Here is a 20,371-nt window from a genome sequence, read left to right as displayed (position 1 = left end):
TTCACTCCCCGCACTCCCCTCACATCCGGAAGACGCCGTAGCCCGGCTCGCCCAGCGGTGCGTTGCCGCACGCCGTCAGGGCCAGCCCCAGCACCCGGCGGGTGTCCAGCGGGTCGATGACCCCGTCGTCCCACAGGCGCGCGGTCGCGTAGTACGCGCTGCCCTGGGTCTCGTACTGCTCGCGGACCGGGGCCTTGAAGGCGGCCTCCTCCTCGGCGCTCCACTCCTCGCCGCGCGCCTCCAGTTGGTCGCGTTTGACCGTCGCGAGGACGGAGGCGGCCTGCTCGCCGCCCATCACCGAGATCTTCGCGTTCGGCCACATCCACAGGAAGCGGGGCGAATAGGCCCGGCCGCACATCGAGTAGTTGCCCGCGCCGTACGAGCCGCCGATGACGACCGTCAGTTTGGGGACGCGGGTGCACGCCACCGCCGTGACCATCTTCGCGCCGTGCTTGGCGATGCCGCCCGCCTCGTAGTCGCGGCCGACCATGAAACCGGAGATGTTCTGGAGGAAGACCAGCGGGATGCCGCGCTGGTCGCACAGCTCGATGAAGTGCGCGCCCTTCTGGGCGGATTCGGAGAACAGGATGCCGTTGTTGGCGACGATGCCGACCGGGTGGCCGTGGATGTGCGCGAAACCGGTGACCAGTGTCGTGCCGTACTCGGCCTTGAACTCGGCGAAGCGGGAGCCGTCCACGACGCGCGCGATGACCTCCCGTACGTCATAAGGCGTACGGGAGTCGGCGGGCACCGCGCCGTACAGCCCGGCCGGGTCCACCTTGGGCTCCTCGGCGGGCCGCACCGTCCAGGGCAGCGGGCCGCGGCCGCCGAGCGTGGAGACGATGGTGCGCACGATGCGCAGCGCGTGCGCGTCGTCCTCGGCGAGGTGGTCGGTGACACCGGACGTACGGGAGTGCACCTCGCCGCCGCCCAGCTCCTCGGCCGTGACGACCTCGCCGGTCGCGGCCTTCACCAGCGGCGGGCCGCCCAGGAAGATCGTGCCCTGGTTCCGCACGATCACGGCCTCGTCGCTCATCGCCGGTACGTACGCGCCGCCCGCCGTGCAGGAGCCGAGGACCGCCGCGATCTGCGGGATGCCCGCGCCGGACATCCGGGCCTGGTTGTAGAAGATCCGCCCGAAGTGCTCACGGTCGGGGAAGACCTCGTCCTGCATCGGCAGGAAGGCGCCGCCGGAGTCGACCAGGTACAGGCACGGGAGGCGGTTCTCCAGCGCCACCTCCTGGGCGCGCAGGTGCTTCTTGACCGTCATGGGGTAGTACGTGCCGCCCTTGACCGTCGCGTCGTTGGCGACGATCACCGTCTCGCGGCCGGAGACCCGCCCGACGCCCGCAATCACGCCCGCGGCCGGCGCGGCACCGCCGTACATCCCCTCCGCGGCCAGCGGCGCCAGCTCCAGGAACGGCGAGCCGGGGTCCAGCAGCGCGTCCACCCGGTCGCGGGGCAGCAGCTTGCCGCGCGCGGTGTGCCGGGCCCTGGCCTTCTCGCCGCCGCCCAGGCGGGCCGCGGCGAGCCGGGCGCGCAGGTCCTCGGCCAGCTCCTGGTGGGCGGCCTCGTTGGCGCGCCAGGTGTCCGACGCCGGGTCGGCCGTGCTGTCCAGCACCGGTGCCACTTCCGCCGGGTCCATCCGCATCCGTGCCCCCGCCTCCTTCGGCTCCCTCACCACAGCTCCTTCGTACGGCTGCTGCGGACGCCGGGGATCGCCCGGCCGTTAATGGGCGTTAACTTCATTTCTCCCAGGTTAACGACCACTAACCCGCCTGTCTACAATCGGTTGTATGAGCAGCACACACGCCCCGGCAGCCACCAGCCGACGCGAGCAGATCCTCAAGGAGGCGGCCCGGCTCTTCGCCGAGCGCGGGTTCCACGGCGTCGGCGTGGACGAGATCGGTGCCGCCGTCGGCATCTCCGGGCCCGGCCTCTACCGGCACTTCGCCGGCAAGGACGCGATGCTGGCCGAGCTGCTCGTCGGTATCAGTGAACGACTGCTGGAGGGCGGCCGCATCCGCGCCGCCTCCGGTGGCGACCGCCCCGCCGCGGTGCTGGACGCCCTGATCGAGGGGCACATCGACTTCGCCCTCGACGACCGCCCGCTGATCACCGTCCACGACCGCGAGCTGGACCGGCTGCGCGAGGCCGACCGCAAGCGGGTGCGGCGTCTCCAGCGCGAGTACGTGGAACTGTGGGTGCAGGTGGTGCGCGAGGTGTACCCGGCGTACGCCGAGGCGGACGCGCGCGCCTCCGTGCACGCCGTGTTCGGCCTGCTCAACTCGACCCCGCACCTCAGCCGCCCCGGCGCCCTCCCGGGCCGTACGGAGATGGCGGCGCTGCTGCACCGGCTGGCCCGGGGGGCGTTCGCGGCGGCGGGCGCGGACGGAGGTGCGAGCGGGCGCGTGAGCGGGAGTGCGAGCGGGGGTGCGGGCGACGGCGCGGGCGGGTCCGGGGGGCTCCCCGCCCCTTCGGGCGCCTCTGGACAGTCTCACTGACCGGCGGGTAGCTTTCGGCTGAGCAAGCGCTTAGTCGAGGGGTCGGTGGTGGCCGGCCGGCGGACCTGAGGAGGCGGCGGATGCGTCGTACGGTGTTCAACGAGGATCACGAGGCGTTCCGGGAGACCATCCGCGACTTCATCGCCGCCGAGGTCGTGCCCGTCTACGACGAGTGGCTGCAGGCCGGACAGGCGCCCCGCGACTTCTACAAGAAGCTCGGCGAACTGGGCGTCTTCGGCATCGAGGTCCCGGAGGAGTACGGCGGCGCCGGCCAGACCAGCTTCAAGTTCAACGCCGTCATCACCGAGGAGTGCGCCCGGGCCGGCGTCAGCTTCGGCGGCTCCGGCGTGCACACCGCCCTCTGCCTCCCGTACTTCCTCAAGTACGCCACCGAGGAGCAGAAGCGGCGCTGGCTGCCGCCGTTCGTCTCCGGCGACATGATGACCGCCATCGCCATGACCGAGCCCGGCACCGGCTCCGACCTGGCCGGCATGAAGACCACCGCGAAGCTCTCCGCGGACGGCACCCACTACGTCCTCAACGGCGCCAAGACCTTCATCACCGGCGGCGTCCTCGCCGACCGCGTCATCGTCTGCGCCCGTACGGCCGCCCCCACCCCGGAGGACCGCCGCGGCGGCATCACCCTCCTGGTCGTCGACACCACCTCCGAGGGCTACGCCGTCGGCCGCAAGCTGGAGAAGCTCGGTCTCAAGAGCTCCGACACCGCCGAACTGTCCTTCAGCGACGTCAAGGTGCCCGTCGAGGACCGCCTCGGCGAGGAGGGCAAGGCGTTCTCCTACCTCGGCCAGAACCTCCCGCAGGAACGTCTCGGCATCGCCGTCGGCGCCTACGCCCAGGCAGCCGCCGCCGTCCGGTTCGCCAAGGAGTACGTCCAGGAGCGCGAGGTCTTCGGCAAGGCCGTCGCCTCCTTCCAGAACACCAAGTTCGTCCTCGCGGACTGCAAGTCCGAGGTGGACGCCATGCAGGCCGTCGTCGACCGCGCCCTGGACGCCCACGACGCGGGCGATCTCACCGCCGCAGACGCCGCCTCCGCCAAGCTCTTCACCACCGAGCGCGCCGCCGTCGTCATCGACAAGTGCCTCCAGTTGCACGGCGGCTACGGCTACATGCAGGAGTACCCGATCTCCCGCCTCTACGCCGACACCCGCGTCACCCGCATCTACGGCGGCACCAGCGAGGTCATGCGCTCGATCGTCGCCAAGTCCATGGGGCTGTGAGGCCCCACGGCCCGCTGCCGCGCCGGCGTCCGAGCCCGCGCGCCGCAGCCCGAACGAAAGCCGTACGCGCGTGAACGACGCCCTGCTCGCCCTGCTCGAACAGCTCGACCTGGAGCCCATCGAGCAGGACATCTTCCGCGGCACCAGCCGCCCGTCCGTCGTCCCCCGGGTCTTCGGCGGACAGGTCGCCGCCCAGGCCCTGGTCGCCGCCGGGCGCACCGTCCCCGAGGACCGTCCGCCGCACTCCCTGCACGCCTACTTCCTGCGGCCCGGCGACCCCGGCGCGCCCATCGTCTACACCGTCGACCGCATCCGCGACGGCCGGTCCTTCACCACCCGCCGCGTCGTCGCCGTCCAGCACGGCCAGCCGGTCTTCCACCTCTCCGCCTCCTTCCAGGTGCACGAGGAGGGCATGGAGCACCAGGAGCCGATGCCGTACGCACCCGATCCGCTGACCCTGCCCACCGCAGCCGAGATGCTGCCCCGCTACGCCGACCGCTTCCGCGAACCCGGCGTGGCCCAGCGGCTCCTGGAGGCGCGGGCCGCCGTCGACCTGCGCTACGTGGACGCGCCGCCGTTCGGTACGGCGGGCGAGCCGCGCGAACCGCGCTCCCAGGTCTGGTTCCGTACGCACGGCAAGCTGGACGGCGCCATCGACCAGCCGCTGCTGCACATCTGCCTGGTCACCTACGTCTCCGACATGACCCTGCTGGACTCGGTGCTGCTCGCCCACGGGCGCGGCGGCTGGGCGGTCGGCGACGTGGTCGGCGCGAGCCTGGACCACGCCATGTGGTTCCACCGGCCGTTCCGGGCCGACGACTGGCTGCTGTACGACCAGGAGTCGCCCACCGCGCAGGGCGGGCGGGGACTGGGCAAGGGCCGGATCTTCACGGCGGACGGGCGACTGGCGGTGTCGGTGATCCAGGAGGGGGTCATCCGGGTGCCGCGGGAGTGATGCGCGGCGCGGGAGCGAGGAGCGCCGCGGGAGTGCGGGGCATCGCTGAGGTCAGGAGCGGCGCGGGTGTGCGGGGGCGCGGCACGTGGTGCGTCCCACGTGCCGCCCCCCCCGGGCCGGTCAGCCCAGCAGCCCCGCCGCGCCCAGCAGGTACGCCGTCAGCGGGTCGTAGTACCGCGGGCTCAGGACGTGATCGTCCAGCGGAATCGTCACCTGTAGCGTGCCCTCCGCCTCGCCGACGAACAGCGCCGGGTCGTTGCAGTCTGCGAACCCGATGGCGTCGAGACCGCGCCGGCCCGCACACCCGGCCCAGCCGTGGTCGGCCATGACCAGATCGGGCAGCGCCTCGCCCGCCCGCTCCAGCCCGTCCAGTACGGCGGTCATCGGCGCGGGGGAGTGGGTGTGCCACAGCGTCGCGCCGCGCTCCAGCATCGCCACGTCGGCGAACTGGAACACCACCCCCTCGTCCGCCTGCAACCCGTCCGGCACGACGACGATGTCGCAGCCCTGGGCGCGCAGCGCCTCGGCGGTGGCCCGGTGCACGTCCAGCAGCCCGCCCGGGTGCCCGGTCGCGAACAGCACGCGTTCACGCCCGGCGGCGGCCTTGCGCAGCCGGGCGGCCGCGCGGTCCAGGGCGTCCACCGTCAGCTCGGGATCGATGGTGTCCTGGCCCATCCGGTGCCGGCTGTCGTCGTTGACGCCGCACCGCTCGGCCATCACGGCGAGCACGTCCTGCTCGTCGGTCCAGCGGTCCCCGAGTTCGAGTCCGAGCCAGTAGTGGCGGTCTCCGTCGGCCAGCTTGCGGTAGTGGTCGAGATTGTTCTCGCGGGGAGTGGCGACCTCACCGGCGATCCGGGTCCGTACGAGATGGTCGACGAGTTCGGTGCGGCTGGGAACAGGCGGCAGTATCGGCATGAGGTCATTGTCCCTTGAAGCACCCGGCGATGGACGTGATGTCCATCGACCGGCGGTACATCGCCACAAATGTCCATGGGCACCCCCGGCCCCGCTGCCTACGCTCACCCCATGACCACCGCATCCGCCGCTTCCGGCGCCTCCCAGGACCCCGCGGGCCCCGTCGGCCCCGTCGACTCCTCCCGCGTCCCCCGCTACGCGGGCCCGGCGACCTTCGCCCGGCTGCCCCGCCTCGACCAGGTGGGCACGGCCGACGTCGCGGTGGTCGGCGTGCCCTTCGACACCGGCGTCTCCTACCGCCCCGGCGCCCGCTTCGGCGGCAACGCCATCCGCGAGGCGTCGCGCCTGCTGCGTCCGTACAACCCGGCCCAGGACGCGTCCCCCTTCGCGCTCGCCCAGGTAGCGGACGCCGGTGACATCGCCGCCAACCCCTTCAACATCAACGAGGCCGTCGAGACCATCGAGGCCGCCGCCGACGACCTCCTGGACACCGGCGCCCGCCTGATGACGCTGGGCGGCGACCACACCATCGCGCTGCCCCTGCTGCGCTCCATGGCCAAGAAGCACGGCCCGGTGGCGCTGCTCCACTTCGACGCGCACCTGGACACCTGGGACACCTACTTCGGCGCCGAGTACACCCACGGCACCCCGTTCCGCCGCGCCGTCGAGGAAGGCATCCTCGACACCTCCGCCCTCTCCCACGTCGGCACCCGCGGCCCCCTCTACGGCAAGAAGGACCTCGACGACGACGAGAAGATGGGCTTCGGCATCGTCACCTCTGCGGATGTCATGCGCCGTGGCGTCGACGAGGTCGCCGACCAGCTCCGTCAGCGCATCGGCGACCGCCCCCTGTACATATCCATCGACATCGACGTCCTGGACCCGGCCCACGCCCCCGGCACCGGCACCCCGGAGGCCGGTGGTCTGACCTCCCGGGAACTGCTGGAGATCCTGCGCGGCCTGGCCGGCTGCAACCTGGTCTCCGCCGACCTCGTGGAGGTGGCCCCCGCCTACGACCACGCCGAGATGACGTCGGTGGCGGCCTCCCACACGGCGTACGAGCTCACGACGATCATGTCGCGGCAGATCGCGGCGTCGAGGGGCTGAGTTCTGCTGTCCCGCTCCGGCCGGTCCCTGCTGTCCGGTTCCGGCCGGTCCTGCTACCCGGTTCCGGCGCGTCGTACTGCGGCGGGTGGGACTGCGGTGTGTCGGACTACAGCGTGTCCGGCCGGTAGAACTTCCGGTACAGCGCGATGGCGTCCGACGGCGGCCGGAGCGGCACGCTGCTGATCTCCCCGGTGTCCTTGGCCACGACCACGCACGTCCCGCCCGGGCTCCGCGGCGGGCGGCGCTGTCCGTCCGGCGCGGTCTTCGGCCGGGGCGGCAGCTTCGCGTACACGAGATACCCGATGTCGAACTCGTGCACCCGCAACGGGGCGGGCGTGCCGTCGGGCCATACGGGAGCGTACTCCGTACGGGCGATCGCCAGCGCTTCGTCGGCGTTCGCCGGCACCGGTCGGTCGGCGCCGGGAGATCCGGTGTCGGGCATGGGCTTCCTCTGGTTCCTGGGTCGGGGGCGGGGCCGGTGTGCGGTGCGCGGGGGTGCCTACGGCTCCAGCCCCGGCTCGTTGAGCAGCGTGTCCCAGACCTCCCCGGCGGCGGCCGCCGGATCGATCGCGGCGAGCCATGCCTCCAGCTCCGCCCGCGCCTCGCGCCCGTCCTCGGTGAGCGACGCGGACAGCAGGAAGCGGTGCCATCTCATCAGGCACACCAGGGCGACGAACTGTGGCAGGGAACTCGCCGCGAGCTGCTCCTCCACATTGACGGACACACACCGGACGTGACCGGTCGTGCCGTCCAACAGCAGCTCGCCACCGAGCAGTTCGCCCAGCCGGTAGTGCGGCTCACTGCTGTCGGCGTCCGGTAGCTCCTGGATCCCTTCGGTACGCAGGCGCCGGGTGTCCAGCGTGAGCATCTCCGTCAACGGCACCCCGCGCCCGACGAGCCAACGGGCCGCCTCCGTACCCCGCAACCCCTCCGGCAGCTCCGACTCGGACGGGCGGAGGATACGGTCCGCGCCGAACACCGCGGCGAGGAGTTCGGCGGACGGGTCCCTGAAGGCGTCGGCGAGCGGACGCGGCGCGACCGAGCGGGCGTGGACGTCCAAGAGGGGGGACGCGTACCAGGGGGGCGTCTCACCGGTCGTGCCCTCGACCGGGGCTTCGTCCGCCGGCGCGGCCGGGTCGTCCGGCAGGAACTCCACGGCGAAGACACCGCGGCGACCGCCGAGCACCGCGAGGTTCCCGACCCGTACGCCCTCCGTGATGTCCCTCGGGCAGCGCGGCATGCGGGCGGTCGCGGTCGCCCGCGGAGCGGGGCGCCAGCCGCGGGCGGTGTTGACCATGGGCCGGACGGACGGGCCCGATGTTTCCTCCCCGTCACCGTCCGGCACGCTCAGCCGCTGTCCCGAGCGCAGGGACCACGTCCACGTGCTTCCCAGGTCGTCGCTGGACGCGCGGACCGTCTGCTCCGTAGCGGTGAGTTCGCTGATGCCGGAGGGACGGGCCAGGGTGCCCGCTTCGGTGAAGTTCCCCTCTTCATGGAAAACCCCCACCGGACGCAGATCGCTCCACAGGGTCCGCCACCGCATCGCGACACCCGAAGCCAGTACGGCGTCCGCGCCCGCCCCGTCCCCCCGGGCGATCGCGAAGTGATGCAGCCAGAAGGCCCATTCACTCTGTCGCATCGGCTCCATGGCGAACCGCTCGACGAAGCACAGGTCCGCGGCGACGGTGTCCGGCGGAACATCCTTGCCGAAAACGGCGCGTACGGCCTCCATCACCGCGGCGGGGGACAGGCACGCGAGGAGCCGGCGGTCCTCCGCCATTTCGCGCAGGCGCGCGGAAGCCGCGGCATGGCCGGGTACGGCCCGGGCGGCGTACCGCGCCAGCGCATCACCACCGGCCCAGCCTTCCGGACAGGGCCGCGTCGAGAGCCGTTCTCCGAGCAGTTCCCCGATCCGTACGTGTGCCGCGGCAGCCTCCGGGCCGGACGGACGCAGCGCGCGGGCCGCTCCTTCATGGACGAATGCCACGCCGCCGCCCGTGACGGGATCGTCCGGCACCCGTCGCAGCAAGCCGGTGTGTTGCCGCAGAAGCGCTTCGAGCGCTTCCGGAGCGCTGCGTTCGCCGTCCATCCCCAGGCTTTCGCAGAGCACACTCCAGGCGTCGACGGGGACGACGGGAATTTCCCCCAGCGTCAAGGCGCGGATTTCGGCGGGCAACGCCTCGGGGGAGGGAAGGGAAATACCGGATTCCATGCGGACGAGGTGGGGTGATGCCCCGCTGCCCGCCGCGCGGCGCGGCTCGGCCGTTTCCATGACGACGTGTACGTTCGCCCGTCGCGCTCTGCCCAGCCGGGACATGGCTCGCGCGATGCGCCCGGGTTCGTCGGTGGTCCGGAGCGTCCCCGCCCCCTGCACGTTCGCCAGCAGCACGGTGTGACTGCCGCGTACCCGCTTCACCAGGGCGTCGAGGCTTTCCCTGCCGACCGTGTGCTGACGCTGTACCCCGCAAGCGTCCAGCACGCGGAGGACCACGTCGTCGGCGCGCAGCCCGGCACAGTCGACCGTGACGGCCTCGGACACCTCCCGGCGGACGAGCTCCAGGACCCGGCTCTTCCCGGAACCGGGCGGACCGGCCACCCGGACCACTCCGCTCCCGCGGCCGAACGCCGAAAGCTCTTCCAGAACCCGGCCGGCCGCGGCGACATGGGCTTCCTCGTCATGTCCGTCGGTCATGGTCACACCCTACTGGATTGCGGAATCGCGATAGTTGCCATGGATACGGTGCAAGAAGAACCCCGTTCTTCCGTTCTTGCATCAGTTCTCCGACCCGGGTCCCGTCCCCGACGCATTCGCCTGCTGGGCGTCGCGCAATTCGAGCCAGATTTCGCCGACGATGTTGAGATGGTCCTGGATCTCCTGGTCGACCATGCGCTTGATGTCCGCCTTGGTCATGTTCTGCGGTTCGTCGGAATCCGGGTCCGGAACCCAGGCTCCGCTGCGGTACGTGGTCGCGTAGTGCACCGTGGTTCCGTCGGAGTGGTGCACCAAGTAAGGGGAGCACTCCGCATGTCCGGCGCCCTTGACGGTCCCGCAGGGCTCGCGCTCCGTGAACATGGCGTGAATCTGGATGTGCTGGTCCGGGTCACCGCCCCGCGCCTCGTTCAGCCGCTTCACATATCCCACGAGGTGCGGCTCGGAATGCGCGGTGCTCACCCCTTTCTCACCCGGCGGAATCGAACTGTCGACGATGTAGTTCGTCTTCCCGGACACCGGGTCGTACACCTCGATGACGGCGTAGTTCCGCCCGGTGAAGTCCGGCCGCGTATGGGTGGCTCCCTCTCCGCCGGCCGCCTCCTTCAGCTCGGAACGGTCCCGTCCTTCGTCCTGAAGCGTCTCGAAAAGGTGATCGCGTACGTTCCGGGAAAAGTCCTTCCCGTCCAAGAACGTCGCCTTGCGGTGCTGCTTCACACCACGGGAGAGCGATTCCTCCGCGGCCTTCGCGTCGTTGCTCTGCCGCTTCTTGTCACGGGGCAGCGGCGTCTCGCGTTCCGGATCGTCCTCCCACTTGTACGGACGGTCCACCGGGAAAGGCGAGACCCCGACGGCGTGGCTCTCGTGGAAGGAAAGACTCAGGCGCGCGAGAATCGAGACCACCGCGCCCCGCTGACCGGCGTCCAGATCCGCGAAGCCGTCGAGCCGGTTGCCGAGTTCTTCCGAAGTCAGGGTGGAACGAGGCGGTTCATTCGCCGGTTCGCCCTTGTCGCCCGGTGATCCGTCGGGCCCGGCGGCCGGCTCGCCCTGCTCGGGCGTCAGATGCCGGATGAGGTCTTCGACGCTGCCGTCGGCCACCCAGTCGCGCACCCGGTCGTAGACGGTGTCCATGTCCGTCTCGTAGACATCGAGGTTCTCGCGCAGCTCTTGCTGGCCCTTGTCCGGCAGGACCCGGACGTTTTCCGGGAGGTGGTTGGGCGACTGCCCGTCCGGCATACCGGGTTCCCGGTAGATGCTCTTGGGCCCGTCGCCGGTGCCGTCGGTCCCCGCGGGATTCCCGGGCGGGCGCCGCTCAGGAGTACGGGGAGAAACGTCGCGCCGGGCACCCGGATCGCCGTTCCCGGCGGGCGGCGTCACGGGCCCGGGTACGGGCACGGGCTTGCGGTTGGCGTCGAGCGGGATGGCGAAGACGCCGTGGTCGCCGCTGTGCAGGGGCGCGTCACCGCGGCGGCCCGTCTGGGCGTCGATGTAGGTGATCGTGCCGTTGTGGTTGACGACGTTCCACGCGTGCGCACGGCCGTCCGCGCCCTGCGTGACGATGACGGCCTGAGAGCCGTGACCGGAGCGCCGGAGAGTGTCCGCCAGGCCGTCGAAAGCCTGCCGACCGTTGCCGTAGTCAGTGAAACGGGCACCGAGCGCGCTCTCCAGCCGGTCCCGGCCGCCCGCTTCGCCACGGTCGGACGGCACCCCGCCGGGAGTGAGGTCGGGGGTACGGGCACCGGCGACGGTGGCCGTGCCGGCATACGTGTCGGCCGTGGACAGCGCCACATCGACACAGTTGTTGCTCCGGCCCGGCGCGTCCGCTCCGGGCTGGTTGATGTAGTCGGTCCAGTTCCCTTCGTACGGGTCGGGGTGGCGCTGCGGTACGCCCTCCGGGGTACGGGGGACGGCCGATTCGAGGATGCGCTGATGCTCGGGGTCGGGGTCGAGGATGCCGCCGGGGTCCGTACGGGGGCGGGATTCCGCTGCGGGCCGGGGGCCGCCCGGGTCCCCGTACGCCGGGTCCCCGTACGTGGCGTTGGCGTCCGCGGTGTCGGCGTCCGAGGCCGGAGCCTCGGCCTCCGTCGGGGGGTACAGCGGCCGGGCATCGGCGTCCAGCGGAATGTGCCAGACCTCGCCCACGTCCGTGGTGTTGATCGGGCGGCTCATCACCTCACGGGACTGGGTGTCCACCCAGACGACGGTCCCGTTGTAGTTGACGGCGTTGAAGAGGTGGGAGGAGCCGGGCTCCCCGTCCTCGTCGAGGTAGCCGACCCAGACGACGGCCGCGGCACCGTGCCCGGCGTTGCGCAGGTCCTCGGCGACCCGCTCGTACGACCGGGCGTCGTCACCCGCGTGCTGGAACTCCGCGCCCAGCCAGCGCTCGACATTGCTCTCCCCGTCCCGCTCCCCGAAGCCGCCGTCGTCCATCCGGGGCGCGGACACCTGCGGATTGCCGTACCAGGTCTCCAGGAAGGAACGGCTGCAATCGGCGCAGTTGTCGTCCCGGCCCGGTTCGGTGATACCGCCGTCGTTCTGGAGGTCGGCCCACTCACCGTACGGATCGGGGTACCGCTGGAAGGTGCCGTCCTCCGCCAGCGGAACCGCTTCCTCCAGCGCCTGCTGGTCGCGTGGGTCCGGGGGAAGGAGCCCGCCCTCGCCGTCCCGGAGCTCGTTGCGCAGGTCGTCGAGAGACGGTGCGTAGTAGGTGTCGTCAGGGGCGTCGTCTGAGATGTCGTCGGAGGCGTTGTCAGGGGCACCGTCAGAGGTGTCGGAGGCGTACGCGTCGTGGAAGGGTTCGGATCCGGGGGTGCTGGGCGCCGGGGAAGCCGGCACATGGTCGGCGGGGTCGGGTGTGCCGGTCGGGTTCTGCGGGTTCGGTTGCTGGTTCTGGGGATTCGGCTGCTGGGTCTGGTTCTGAGCCTGGGCGTGGTTCTGAGCCTGGGCGTGGTTCTGGGCTTGGGCGTGGTTCTGGGCCTGGGCCTGGGTGGGGTCGTACGGGGCGCGGTTGGCGTCGAGGGTGAGGTGCCAGACGCCGTCCGCCGCGGTGTTGATGGGCTGATGGCTGATCTCACCGGTCTGGCTGTCGACCCAGACGACCTGCCCGTTGTGGTTGACGGCGTTGAAGACGTGGGCGCCCCCGCCCGAACCGTCCGGGTTATTGGGCCAGGTGACGAGGACGGCGGCCGCCGCGCCGTGTCCGGCCTGGCGCAGTTCGTCGGCGATGTTGGCGTACGCGTCCTGCGAGTTCGGACCGGAATGGCGGAACGGGGTGCCCGCCCACTGCTCGATGTTGCGGGTACCGTCCCGTTCGCCGGAGGCCCGGTCGATCCCGCCCTTGCCGTCGGGGTCGTAGGTACGGACCGCGGACACCTGCGGGTTGCCGTACCAGGACTCCATGAAGGAACGGGTGCAGTCGGCGCAGTTGTTGGAGCGCCCGAGGACGGTGGGGCCCCCGTCGTTCTGGTACTGGGCCCACGGCTGGAACGGGTCGTTGAACGCGCGCGGGCTGCCGTCCGGATTTCGCGGGAAGTTCGCTTCCAGGGCCTGCTGGTCGTGCGGGTAGGGCGAGTACAGCCCGCTCGGCGCGTGGTTCAGGCCGGCGCGGACATGCTGAATGCTCGGACGGCTGGGGTCCTGGGCGACGGGGGGCTGGTGTGGGGGATGGGGATGCTCGTTCTGTGGCTGTGTCTGTGTCTGTGTCTGTGGTGTCTGTTGCTGTGTTTGGTGCTGTTGAGGCTGGACGTTCTGGTGGGAGTTCTGCTGGGACGAGGCATGGGCGGGAGCCTCGGTCCGGTTGGGCGTCTCGGTCCGGTTGGGACGGACAGGGCCGTCGAGGCGCCGGTTGTAGGCGGGACGCTCGGGGTCGCGCTGCTGACTGATGTCGCGGATGGCCTGCGAGCCGTCGGGGCGACGGTCGGTGCGTGAAGTGGGAGTGGGGCTGGTGTTGTGTGGAGTGGTGGTGCCTTGCGTGGGGACGGTGGGCGCGCCCATGACCGGACCGGCGGACTGGGTGACGTTCTGCTGCGGCTGCTGTGACTGCTGCGGCGTGGATGGTGTTCCGGCGCTGCTGGGGTCGGTGGTGTGCTGGGTGGGGGCCGGTGCGGTCATGGTGGCGGCCGACTGGGTGGAGACGGAGGTGTCGTTCTCGTCCACCGTCGGCATGGGGTCGCCAGGAGCCGGGTCGCGGTGCTGGATCGGCTGGCCGGAGGACGGCGAGTGCTGAACGGGAGCGCCCTGCGAGGGAGCACTTACATGGGGAGTGGACGCACGGCCGCTGCTGCCGTTGCCGGAGTTGTCCGACGCACCGTTACCGCTGCCGTCTCCGGCGTTGTTGCTGGGCGGGTTGCCCGCCATCGGCTCGTGGGCGGGCGTGTGCTGCTGCTGGGAAGCGGCAGCGGACGCGTCCGGGGACGGTCCGTGTGCCGGCTGGGTGGTGACGTTGTTTGGGTTGTTGTCCGGATGGAAGCGGGCCGCGTCCGGGGGGGTGTCCGGAGCGGGTTGGGTGGTGATGTTGTTGTTGGGGTTGTCGTGCGGGTCCGGACGCACCGCGTCCGGGGTGCGGTCCGGTGCCGGCTGGGTGCTGACGGCCTCTTGAGGGATGTTGTGGTCGGCGGCCGGCGTGTTCTGCCCGTCCGGGCTGCCGGTGTGGGCACCGCCGTACGGATTGTGATCGTTTCCGCCCTGGAATCCGGCGTCGAAGGGCGACCGCTGGTCCGGGGGTGGCAGGGGCTGTGCCCGGGGAGCGTCGCGATTGCCGTCCGGGCCCGGAGCGGAGCTGTCGGACGCGAAGGAGGGCGTACGGCCGGACTCCGCGTCCGTACCGACGGTCGAGTCACCCGGACGAGGAGTGTGGGACGTGCCCCCGCCCCCATGGGAGGCGGCGTCGCCGGTCCCGCCCCCGCCCGTGTACGCCCGGGAACCGCCGTCGCTGCCGGATCCACCCGTACCGGAACCACCCATGCCCGAATTACCCGTACCGGGCCCACCCGTGCCGGAACCGTTTCCGACGCCCGGTCCCGTACCGCCACCGGCCCCCGCGCCACTGCTCCCGCCACTGTCCCCGCTACCGGAGCGGCCACCTCCCTCACCGGAGCCGGCTCCACCTCCGGCCCCTGCCGCGCCCCCGGACCTGCCACCGCCTCCGTCGGCGTCCTCCGTGCCCCCGTCCCCCGCATGTGGGCCACCGCTTCCCGCGCCGTCGCCGTGACCGGCGGCGGAGTCCAGGCCGTGACGTGCGCGGTGACCGGCCCGGTGGCCGGCGCCGTCGCGCAGGCTCTCGCCGAGCGTCTCGCCGGTGTTCTTCAGGGCGTCCTTGCCGGCGGCGATGCCTTCCTTGGCGGTGCGCTTGAGGTCGTAGCCGTTCTGGGCGCCGAAGTTCTGGTTGACGGTCTGGGCGATCAGGTCGGAGGCCATGGCCTCCAGCGCGGAGATGACCGGTTCCTTGGCGGCCTCCGCGATCGCGTCCAGCAGTTGCTTGGCCACCTCCTTGAGGATGCGGCGGACGATCTCGCGGGTGGCCAGGGTGCCGGCCGCGGCGCCGATCTCGGACAGACCCAGCGTGAAGGGTGCCGCCACCTGAGCCGCGATGATCTCCGCGGCCAGGATCACCAACTGGGCGATGACCGCCACTTTCATGCCGATGACCAGTGCTGCGGCGGACTCCAGGGTGAAGGCGATGACTTCGGCGGCCTGGCGGGCGTCGTCGAAATAGCCCGAGCCGGACCCGAACTTCTCCCACGCCTTGCTGAACCCCTCGACAGCGTCCCCGGCGTTCGCCGCGAGGACGTTGCTCGCGGCGGTGTGGCCGCGCGTCTGGTGGGTGGTGACCTCGGCCGCGAACTGCCGCCACACCTGGGCGCATTCGATCAGCTTGTCCTCGTCGGCGGTCGGCCAGTTGAAGCCGAGCATGTCCAGGACCCATTCCAGCGAGTCCGGCAGCATGAGAGACAAGGCGGAGCTCCCCCGTGAAAGTACGTGTTCGGCGCGCCGGGGATCGGCGGCGGCCACTGTGCGGCGGTGTCGGTGGTGGTGGGCGGTGGGCCGGTGGGCGTGACGGCGGCGGCGCGGTGACGCGTGCGGGCTCAGGAGCGGCGGTCGCCCAGGAGCCTCCGGACCCCGGGGGCCCGGACCGACGCTGCGAACGGCCGGACGCTGCGTACGGCCAGGCGCTGCGTACGGCCTGAAGCGACGAACGCCCAGAAACAACGAGCGTCGGCAGAGTCAACGAGCGTCGGCAGAATCGACGGGCTCCGGCAGAATCGACGATCGCCGCGATAATCGATGAGCTGCCGGAAGCGACGAGCGACCCGGAGTCCAGTACCGACCGCGGTGAGCCACCGCCCCCGAACCCACCGAACGCACCGCCTCACCCCGGCCCACCCCGGCTCAGTGGTGCGCCGGCCCGTCCAGGCGTGCGCTGACCTTCGGGGCGGCGAGCGGGTCCGACCAGCCCTGTTCGTTCGGTATGTGCTGCTTGATCAGCGATTCGCTGAAGTCCTCGCCCGCCGTGTAGTTCTTGGACATGGAACTCAGCGCCTTGCCGATTTCTTCGAGTTTCGACGACAGGTGGCCCATCGACTCGTACATGCCGTCGCGTACGCCCTCGTAGACGACGCCGAACTTCTCACCGATCTCGTCATCTCCCCATGGCGGCGCCCCGGCCTTGCTGTCGAACGTGGTCAGCCCGCTGACGAACTGCTCACCGAACGACTTCTCCGGCTCCTTCTGGCCGCCGCCCGCCGGCGGCGTCCCGGGCGGGCCCGCGCCCAGTGCGCTCAACCCGTCCATCAGCCGTTTGACCGAGCTCTGGAAGTCCTCGCCCAGCTTGACGAAGTTGGTGCCCTCCGTCTTCAGCGACTCCACCTCGGTCTGGAATCCGCCAGCTCCCACAACGCCCCCGTGTTGTCCGTGCCGTCACCTGATGCACAAAGAGATGTTCATGCCAAAGTCTAGATGTTGCCAACCCCCACGACGAGAGCGGACATCGGTGCGACGCTGAAGTGCCACCGGCATTATTCGCATCAGCGGCTCAATCGCCTGTACGTCACGAGCGGTGCCGTATCAGGACGTACTGGGCCGGTACCAGCGGTGGTAGATCTTCACTGCTTCCTCCGGCGGATGGTTCGGCAGATGGGTCACATCGCCGTTGACCTTGGAGATTGCCACGTTGCTGCCGCCGGGGTCGGTCGGCGGTGCCTGCGGGTCCGCCGGCGCCGGCCAGCTCGCGCGTACCAGGTAGCCGACGTCGAATTCGTGGACGAAGAGGCCGGACGGGCCGCCGGGTGACCCGACTTCGCGGAAGTAGCGGCGGCCGATTTCCATCGCTTCCTCCGGCGTCGTCGGCACCGGCCGTGGTCCGTCGTCCGCCGCACCCGGGTGCGGCGGAGGCGGAGGGGGCGGGGGAGGTGTGGGTGGCTGGCCGGAAACATGGCCCGAGATGTCGGACTCTGCCATGAATTGCCCCTCCCTCGGCAGGGGTTCTGCCGGTGATCATGCCAAGGTTTGCGTCAGCGGTGGTCAACTTAACCCACGTCGCGCCCGTCCGTGCGGTTCTCCTCGGAGGCGGCTTTCAGCACGGTGGCGGATTCTTCCGACCGGGACGCGTGCGTGAGAACGTCGAGGCAGGCGCGGACGGGCGGCGTTTCCGTACGAGGGCGCCAGGCCGCCTGCACATGGCGGCGCAGTGGCGGATCGGTCGGTACGCACAGCACGCCCGGCGGTACCTGCTGCCGCACCGCGTCCGGTATGAGCGCGGCGGTCAGACCGGACGCCACCAGGGCGAGCTGGGTGGCGTGGTCACCGACGCTGTAGCGGATCTCCGGCTCGACGCCGTGGGTACGCAAGGCCTGTACGAGCGCTTCGCGCGGTTCCGCCCCCGGCGGGCACGCCGCCCACGGAACGCCGGCGAGGTCGGCGAGGCGCAGGACGATCCGGGCGCCGAGCGGATGGTCCGCGTGCAGCGCCACCTGCGCCTCCTCCGTGACGATCGTCCGGACGGCGACGCCTTCCGGGATGTGCCGTGGCCGGTTCGACCAGTTCTCGATGAGCAGCAGGTCCAGCTCGCCGTGCAGCAGAGCGGGGAGCAGGTCGGCCACTTCGCCGTCGCGCACCGACGGAGTGAGCCGCGGATGGCGCGCGGCCAGAGTGGCCAGCGCGGTCGGCAGCAGGGTACGGATGGCGCTGCCCACGGCGCCGACCCGTAGCGGACCCAGAACCTCCGTCTCCAGTGCGGCCAGGTCCTGTTCGGCAGTGCTCAGGCGGGACATGACCGCGGCCGCGTGATCCGCCAGGACCCGGCCGGCGTGCGTCAGCCGCACGCTGCGTCCCTCCGGCTCCAAGAGGCGGTGCCCGCACTCCCGTTCCAGCTTACTGAGCTGCTGGCTCATGCCGGACGCCGTGATGTGCAGGGCCTGTGCGGCGCGTGCGATGGATCCGTGGGTGTCCACCGCGGCCAGGGCGCGCAGTCGCTCCAAGTTGATCACGCGCTCAGGTTAGTGACTCGTAAGCGGAGGTACCGAGTTGTGGTGACAGAACGTCGCTTTTGTTGATGAGTGGTGGGGGCCAGATTGGAGAAATGACGGATTCAGGGAGCGGCGGTCACCGGACCGGCCGGACCGGTGCAGTGGGGCCCGACGGCGGCATACGCGGAATGCCCGTATGGATGGTGATCGGTGGCAGCCTCTGCGTCTCCGCGTCCGCAGCTTTCGTCGAACTGTCCGGTACGAGCGCGGGGACGGCCGCCTTCTTCCGCTGCGCCATCGCACTGACCGTCCTGGTGCCGCTCGCGCTCGCGGAACGGCGGACGGCCGGACGGCGAACGTGGCGGCTGCGGCGCCTGGACCTGGCCGCAGGCCTGGCGCTCGGTGTCGACTTCGTGTTCTGGGCCGCGGCGGTGCACAGCGTCGGAGCGTCCGTCACCACCGTGATCATCAACATTCAGGTGGTGATCTACCCGCTGCTGGCGCGGCTCTTCACCCGTACTCCCGTGCCACGGCGTTTCGTTGCCGTGGCCCCCGTCATGCTGCTGGGAATCGCACTGGCCAGCGGGGCCGTCGGCGCTCCGGTCCAGGGCAGTGACCCCGCGCGGGGAGCGGTGTTCGGGCTGATCGCCGGCTGCGGATACGCGGGGTACCTCTTCCTGATGCGACTCGGCGGCGGGCAGGGACACACCGTCGGCCCGGTGTGCACGTCCACCGCGGCCGCCGCGACCGCCGCCGCGCTCCTGGGAGGAGCGTGGACGGGCATCGACCTGTCCCTCGACGGTCGCGCCTGGGCCTGGTTGACGGTACTGGCTCTCGTCGGGCAGGTACTCGCCTGGCTGATGGTGACGCCCGCGTTGCCGAAACTGCCGCCCGATACCGGTGCCGCGCTGCTGCTCGTTCAGCCGGTGCTGGCGATCGGCTTCGGAACTGCGGTCGGAGAACGCCCCACCGCGAGCCAGTACGGTGGATGCGCGCTGGTCGTCCTGATGGTGTGGTGCGTGGGGCCGGCGGCTCCGGGCGCGCTCAAAGCGCGGCCCAGAAGCTGAAGGCTGTCCCGCTCGCCTTACTCGGCCTGCCCGTCCTGGTCGCTCTGCCCGCCATGACAGGCTTGGTCGCTGTGCCCGCCATGACGGGCTCGGTCGCTGTGCCCGGCCTGGCGGCCCTGGTCGCTCTGTCCGCCCCGGCCGGTTACGGTGCGGGCGGCGGCCACGGAATGTCGGCCAGCGCTGGGATCAACTGCTCCTCTTCATGAGCGAGGTGGGCCCGCAATGCGGCGGACATGCGTTCCAGATCGGTGAGGAAACGTTCCGGATCGGCGGTGTCGATGTCCGCCAGGAGGGCCAGCAGGTCGTTCTGGATGCGGGTGATGGTGCGGTGTTCCTCCTGGAGCCGGTCGATGGCGGGCCGCAGTTCGGGGTGGTAGCGGGCGACGGCGGGCAGTATGTGCGCGTCCTCGCCGGTGTGGTGGAATTCCAGGCTCTGGCAGAACGCCAGGCAGTGCTGCCGGATCTGCAGCCCGAGCCCCGGAGCCGGCGGCGCGCCCGGCCCCTGATGAGCGGCCAACGCTGCGAGGTGGGCTGCCGCCTCGTCGCGTACGTGTCGCAACTGCGCGCGCAACCACGTGTGCACCTGTACGAGCTTGTCGGCGAGCGAGGTGACGGTGGCCGGATTCTCTCCGTCCGCTGCCACGTACTCGGGCTCGGCCGCCTCCAGCACCACGACCGGCAGCGTGCGGGACGTCGCCGCCTGATAGTCGCCGTACCCGGGAGCCACGGCCACCACCTGCGCGAACAGCCGGTCGCGGCGCTCGCCTTCGACAGGCACCGCGATGGCCTCGAACGCCTCGGTGCCGAACTCCACCCGCACCTGCGGGCGCGCGAGCAGATTCCGGTACCAGTCGGGGTGGTCCGGTGCGCCGAGATTCGACCCGACGACGAGCAACAGGCCGACGTCGCGGACACACCCGAGGGGCACGGTGTGCGGCTTGCCGGAGGTGGCGCCGGTGGTGGTCAACAGAAGAAGGTCACTGCCCTCGAACGGGCCACCGACTTTTCCACCGTTGGCCCGGAACTCGGCGATGACCGATTGATTGAAGGACTGGGACATGCTGGTGTCGCTCTCCGAAAGGTGAAAGGGAGGAAGGAAGAGAGGGAAAGAGAAGGAATGGCAGTGCGGGGGAAGCGCGCAGGCATGCTCACGGCGTGCGGCAGTCGCCGCACGCGCCCTCGTTCGGAGAGGTCATCGGTTACGTGTCGTACGTGTCATGGGATGCCGCGAGTTCCACGCCGTACGCAGAACACCGAAACCGAAACAACGAAACCGAAACGCGAAAACCAGAAGGTGGGAACCGGGCCGGAACAGTGCCCAGGCATGTGACGCACCGCCGCGCGCACTCGGCGCGCTGATGTCAGGCTCAGCCTGTGGAGTATGAACTCATGGCGTCGTCCCTAAAAGAAAAG

Annotated in this window: 14 protein-coding genes; 5 read left to right on the top strand and 9 right to left on the bottom strand. The window is 70.9% G+C overall.

Going from position 1 to position 20,371, the window contains the following annotated elements; genetic code table 11:
* Window positions 1-19 precede the first annotated feature (19 nt).
* Window positions 20-1,651 carry a carboxyl transferase domain-containing protein gene (locus AB0A97_RS05180; protein WP_361145304.1) on the bottom strand — a complete coding sequence of 544 codons (1,632 nt, stop codon included), beginning with the start codon at window positions 1,649-1,651 and terminating at the stop codon, window positions 20-22.
* Window positions 1,652-1,796: 145 nt separating this feature from the next.
* Here AB0A97_RS05180 and AB0A97_RS05175 point away from each other — a divergent pair, with 145 nt between their 5' ends.
* The 3 genes from AB0A97_RS05175 to AB0A97_RS05165 all read left to right on the top strand — a co-directional run bounded on the left by AB0A97_RS05175 (window position 1,797) and on the right by AB0A97_RS05165 (window position 4,697).
* Complete coding sequence (locus AB0A97_RS05175; protein ID WP_361144566.1) at window positions 1,797-2,504, top strand: TetR/AcrR family transcriptional regulator; 708 nt, start codon at window positions 1,797-1,799, stop codon at window positions 2,502-2,504.
* An 80-nt stretch (window positions 2,505-2,584) separates the two neighbouring features.
* Window positions 2,585-3,742: an acyl-CoA dehydrogenase family protein gene (locus AB0A97_RS05170; RefSeq protein WP_361144563.1), complete on the top strand. Its 1,158-nt coding sequence runs from the start codon at window positions 2,585-2,587 to the stop codon at window positions 3,740-3,742.
* 70 nt (window positions 3,743-3,812) lie between these two features.
* Entirely contained in the window at window positions 3,813-4,697 is an 885-nt protein-coding gene (locus tag AB0A97_RS05165; protein WP_361144561.1) for an acyl-CoA thioesterase II, read from the top strand.
* 120 nt (window positions 4,698-4,817) lie between these two features.
* Here AB0A97_RS05165 and AB0A97_RS05160 read toward each other — a convergent pair whose 3' ends face one another.
* Window positions 4,818-5,612, bottom strand: coding sequence for a phosphatase (locus tag AB0A97_RS05160; protein WP_361144558.1), 795 nt, complete (start codon window positions 5,610-5,612; stop codon window positions 4,818-4,820).
* A gap of 111 nt (window positions 5,613-5,723) precedes the next feature.
* Here AB0A97_RS05160 and speB point away from each other — a divergent pair, with 111 nt between their 5' ends.
* Window positions 5,724-6,719: an agmatinase gene (gene speB / locus AB0A97_RS05155; protein WP_361144555.1), complete on the top strand. Its 996-nt coding sequence runs from the start codon at window positions 5,724-5,726 to the stop codon at window positions 6,717-6,719.
* Between the two features lie 106 nt (window positions 6,720-6,825).
* On the opposite strand, the gene AB0A97_RS05150 is transcribed toward speB, so the two are convergent.
* The 6 genes from AB0A97_RS05150 to AB0A97_RS05125 form a co-directional block, all read right to left on the bottom strand.
* A complete protein-coding gene (locus AB0A97_RS05150) occupies window positions 6,826-7,161 on the bottom strand; it encodes a hypothetical protein (protein WP_361144552.1) in 336 nt (111 codons plus the stop codon).
* Between the two features lie 57 nt (window positions 7,162-7,218).
* On the bottom strand, window positions 7,219-9,411 hold the full coding sequence (locus tag AB0A97_RS05145; protein ID WP_361144549.1) for an SUKH-4 family immunity protein: 2,193 nt from the start codon (window positions 9,409-9,411) through the stop codon (window positions 7,219-7,221).
* 81 nt (window positions 9,412-9,492) lie between these two features.
* Window positions 9,493-15,372 (bottom strand): toxin glutamine deamidase domain-containing protein, encoded by a 5,880-nt coding sequence (locus AB0A97_RS05140; protein ID WP_361145301.1) that lies wholly within the window; start codon window positions 15,370-15,372, stop codon window positions 9,493-9,495.
* Window positions 15,373-15,816: 444 nt separating this feature from the next.
* A complete protein-coding gene (locus AB0A97_RS05135; protein ID WP_361144547.1) occupies window positions 15,817-16,320 on the bottom strand; it encodes a hypothetical protein in 504 nt (167 codons plus the stop codon).
* A gap of 171 nt (window positions 16,321-16,491) precedes the next feature.
* The gene (locus tag AB0A97_RS05130; protein WP_361144544.1) at window positions 16,492-16,752 is read right to left on the bottom strand and encodes a hypothetical protein; all 261 of its coding nucleotides are present in this window, start codon (window positions 16,750-16,752) and stop codon (window positions 16,492-16,494) included.
* A 200-nt stretch (window positions 16,753-16,952) separates the two neighbouring features.
* Window positions 16,953-17,912: a LysR family transcriptional regulator gene (locus AB0A97_RS05125; RefSeq protein WP_361144541.1), complete on the bottom strand. Its 960-nt coding sequence runs from the start codon at window positions 17,910-17,912 to the stop codon at window positions 16,953-16,955.
* Between the two features lie 92 nt (window positions 17,913-18,004).
* Between AB0A97_RS05125 and AB0A97_RS05120 the strand changes: the two genes are divergently transcribed.
* Complete coding sequence (locus AB0A97_RS05120; protein WP_361144539.1) at window positions 18,005-18,958, top strand: DMT family transporter; 954 nt, start codon at window positions 18,005-18,007, stop codon at window positions 18,956-18,958.
* Between the two features lie 142 nt (window positions 18,959-19,100).
* Here AB0A97_RS05120 and AB0A97_RS05115 read toward each other — a convergent pair whose 3' ends face one another.
* Window positions 19,101-20,018, bottom strand: coding sequence for a nitroreductase/quinone reductase family protein (locus tag AB0A97_RS05115; protein ID WP_361144536.1), 918 nt, complete (start codon window positions 20,016-20,018; stop codon window positions 19,101-19,103).
* Window positions 20,019-20,371: the final 353 nt, after the last annotated feature.

This window comes from Streptomyces sp. NPDC045470, assembly GCF_040646595.1.
Lineage (GTDB): Bacteria > Actinomycetota > Actinomycetes > Streptomycetales > Streptomycetaceae > Streptomyces.
This window is presented reverse-complemented; position numbering and strand designations above follow the sequence as displayed.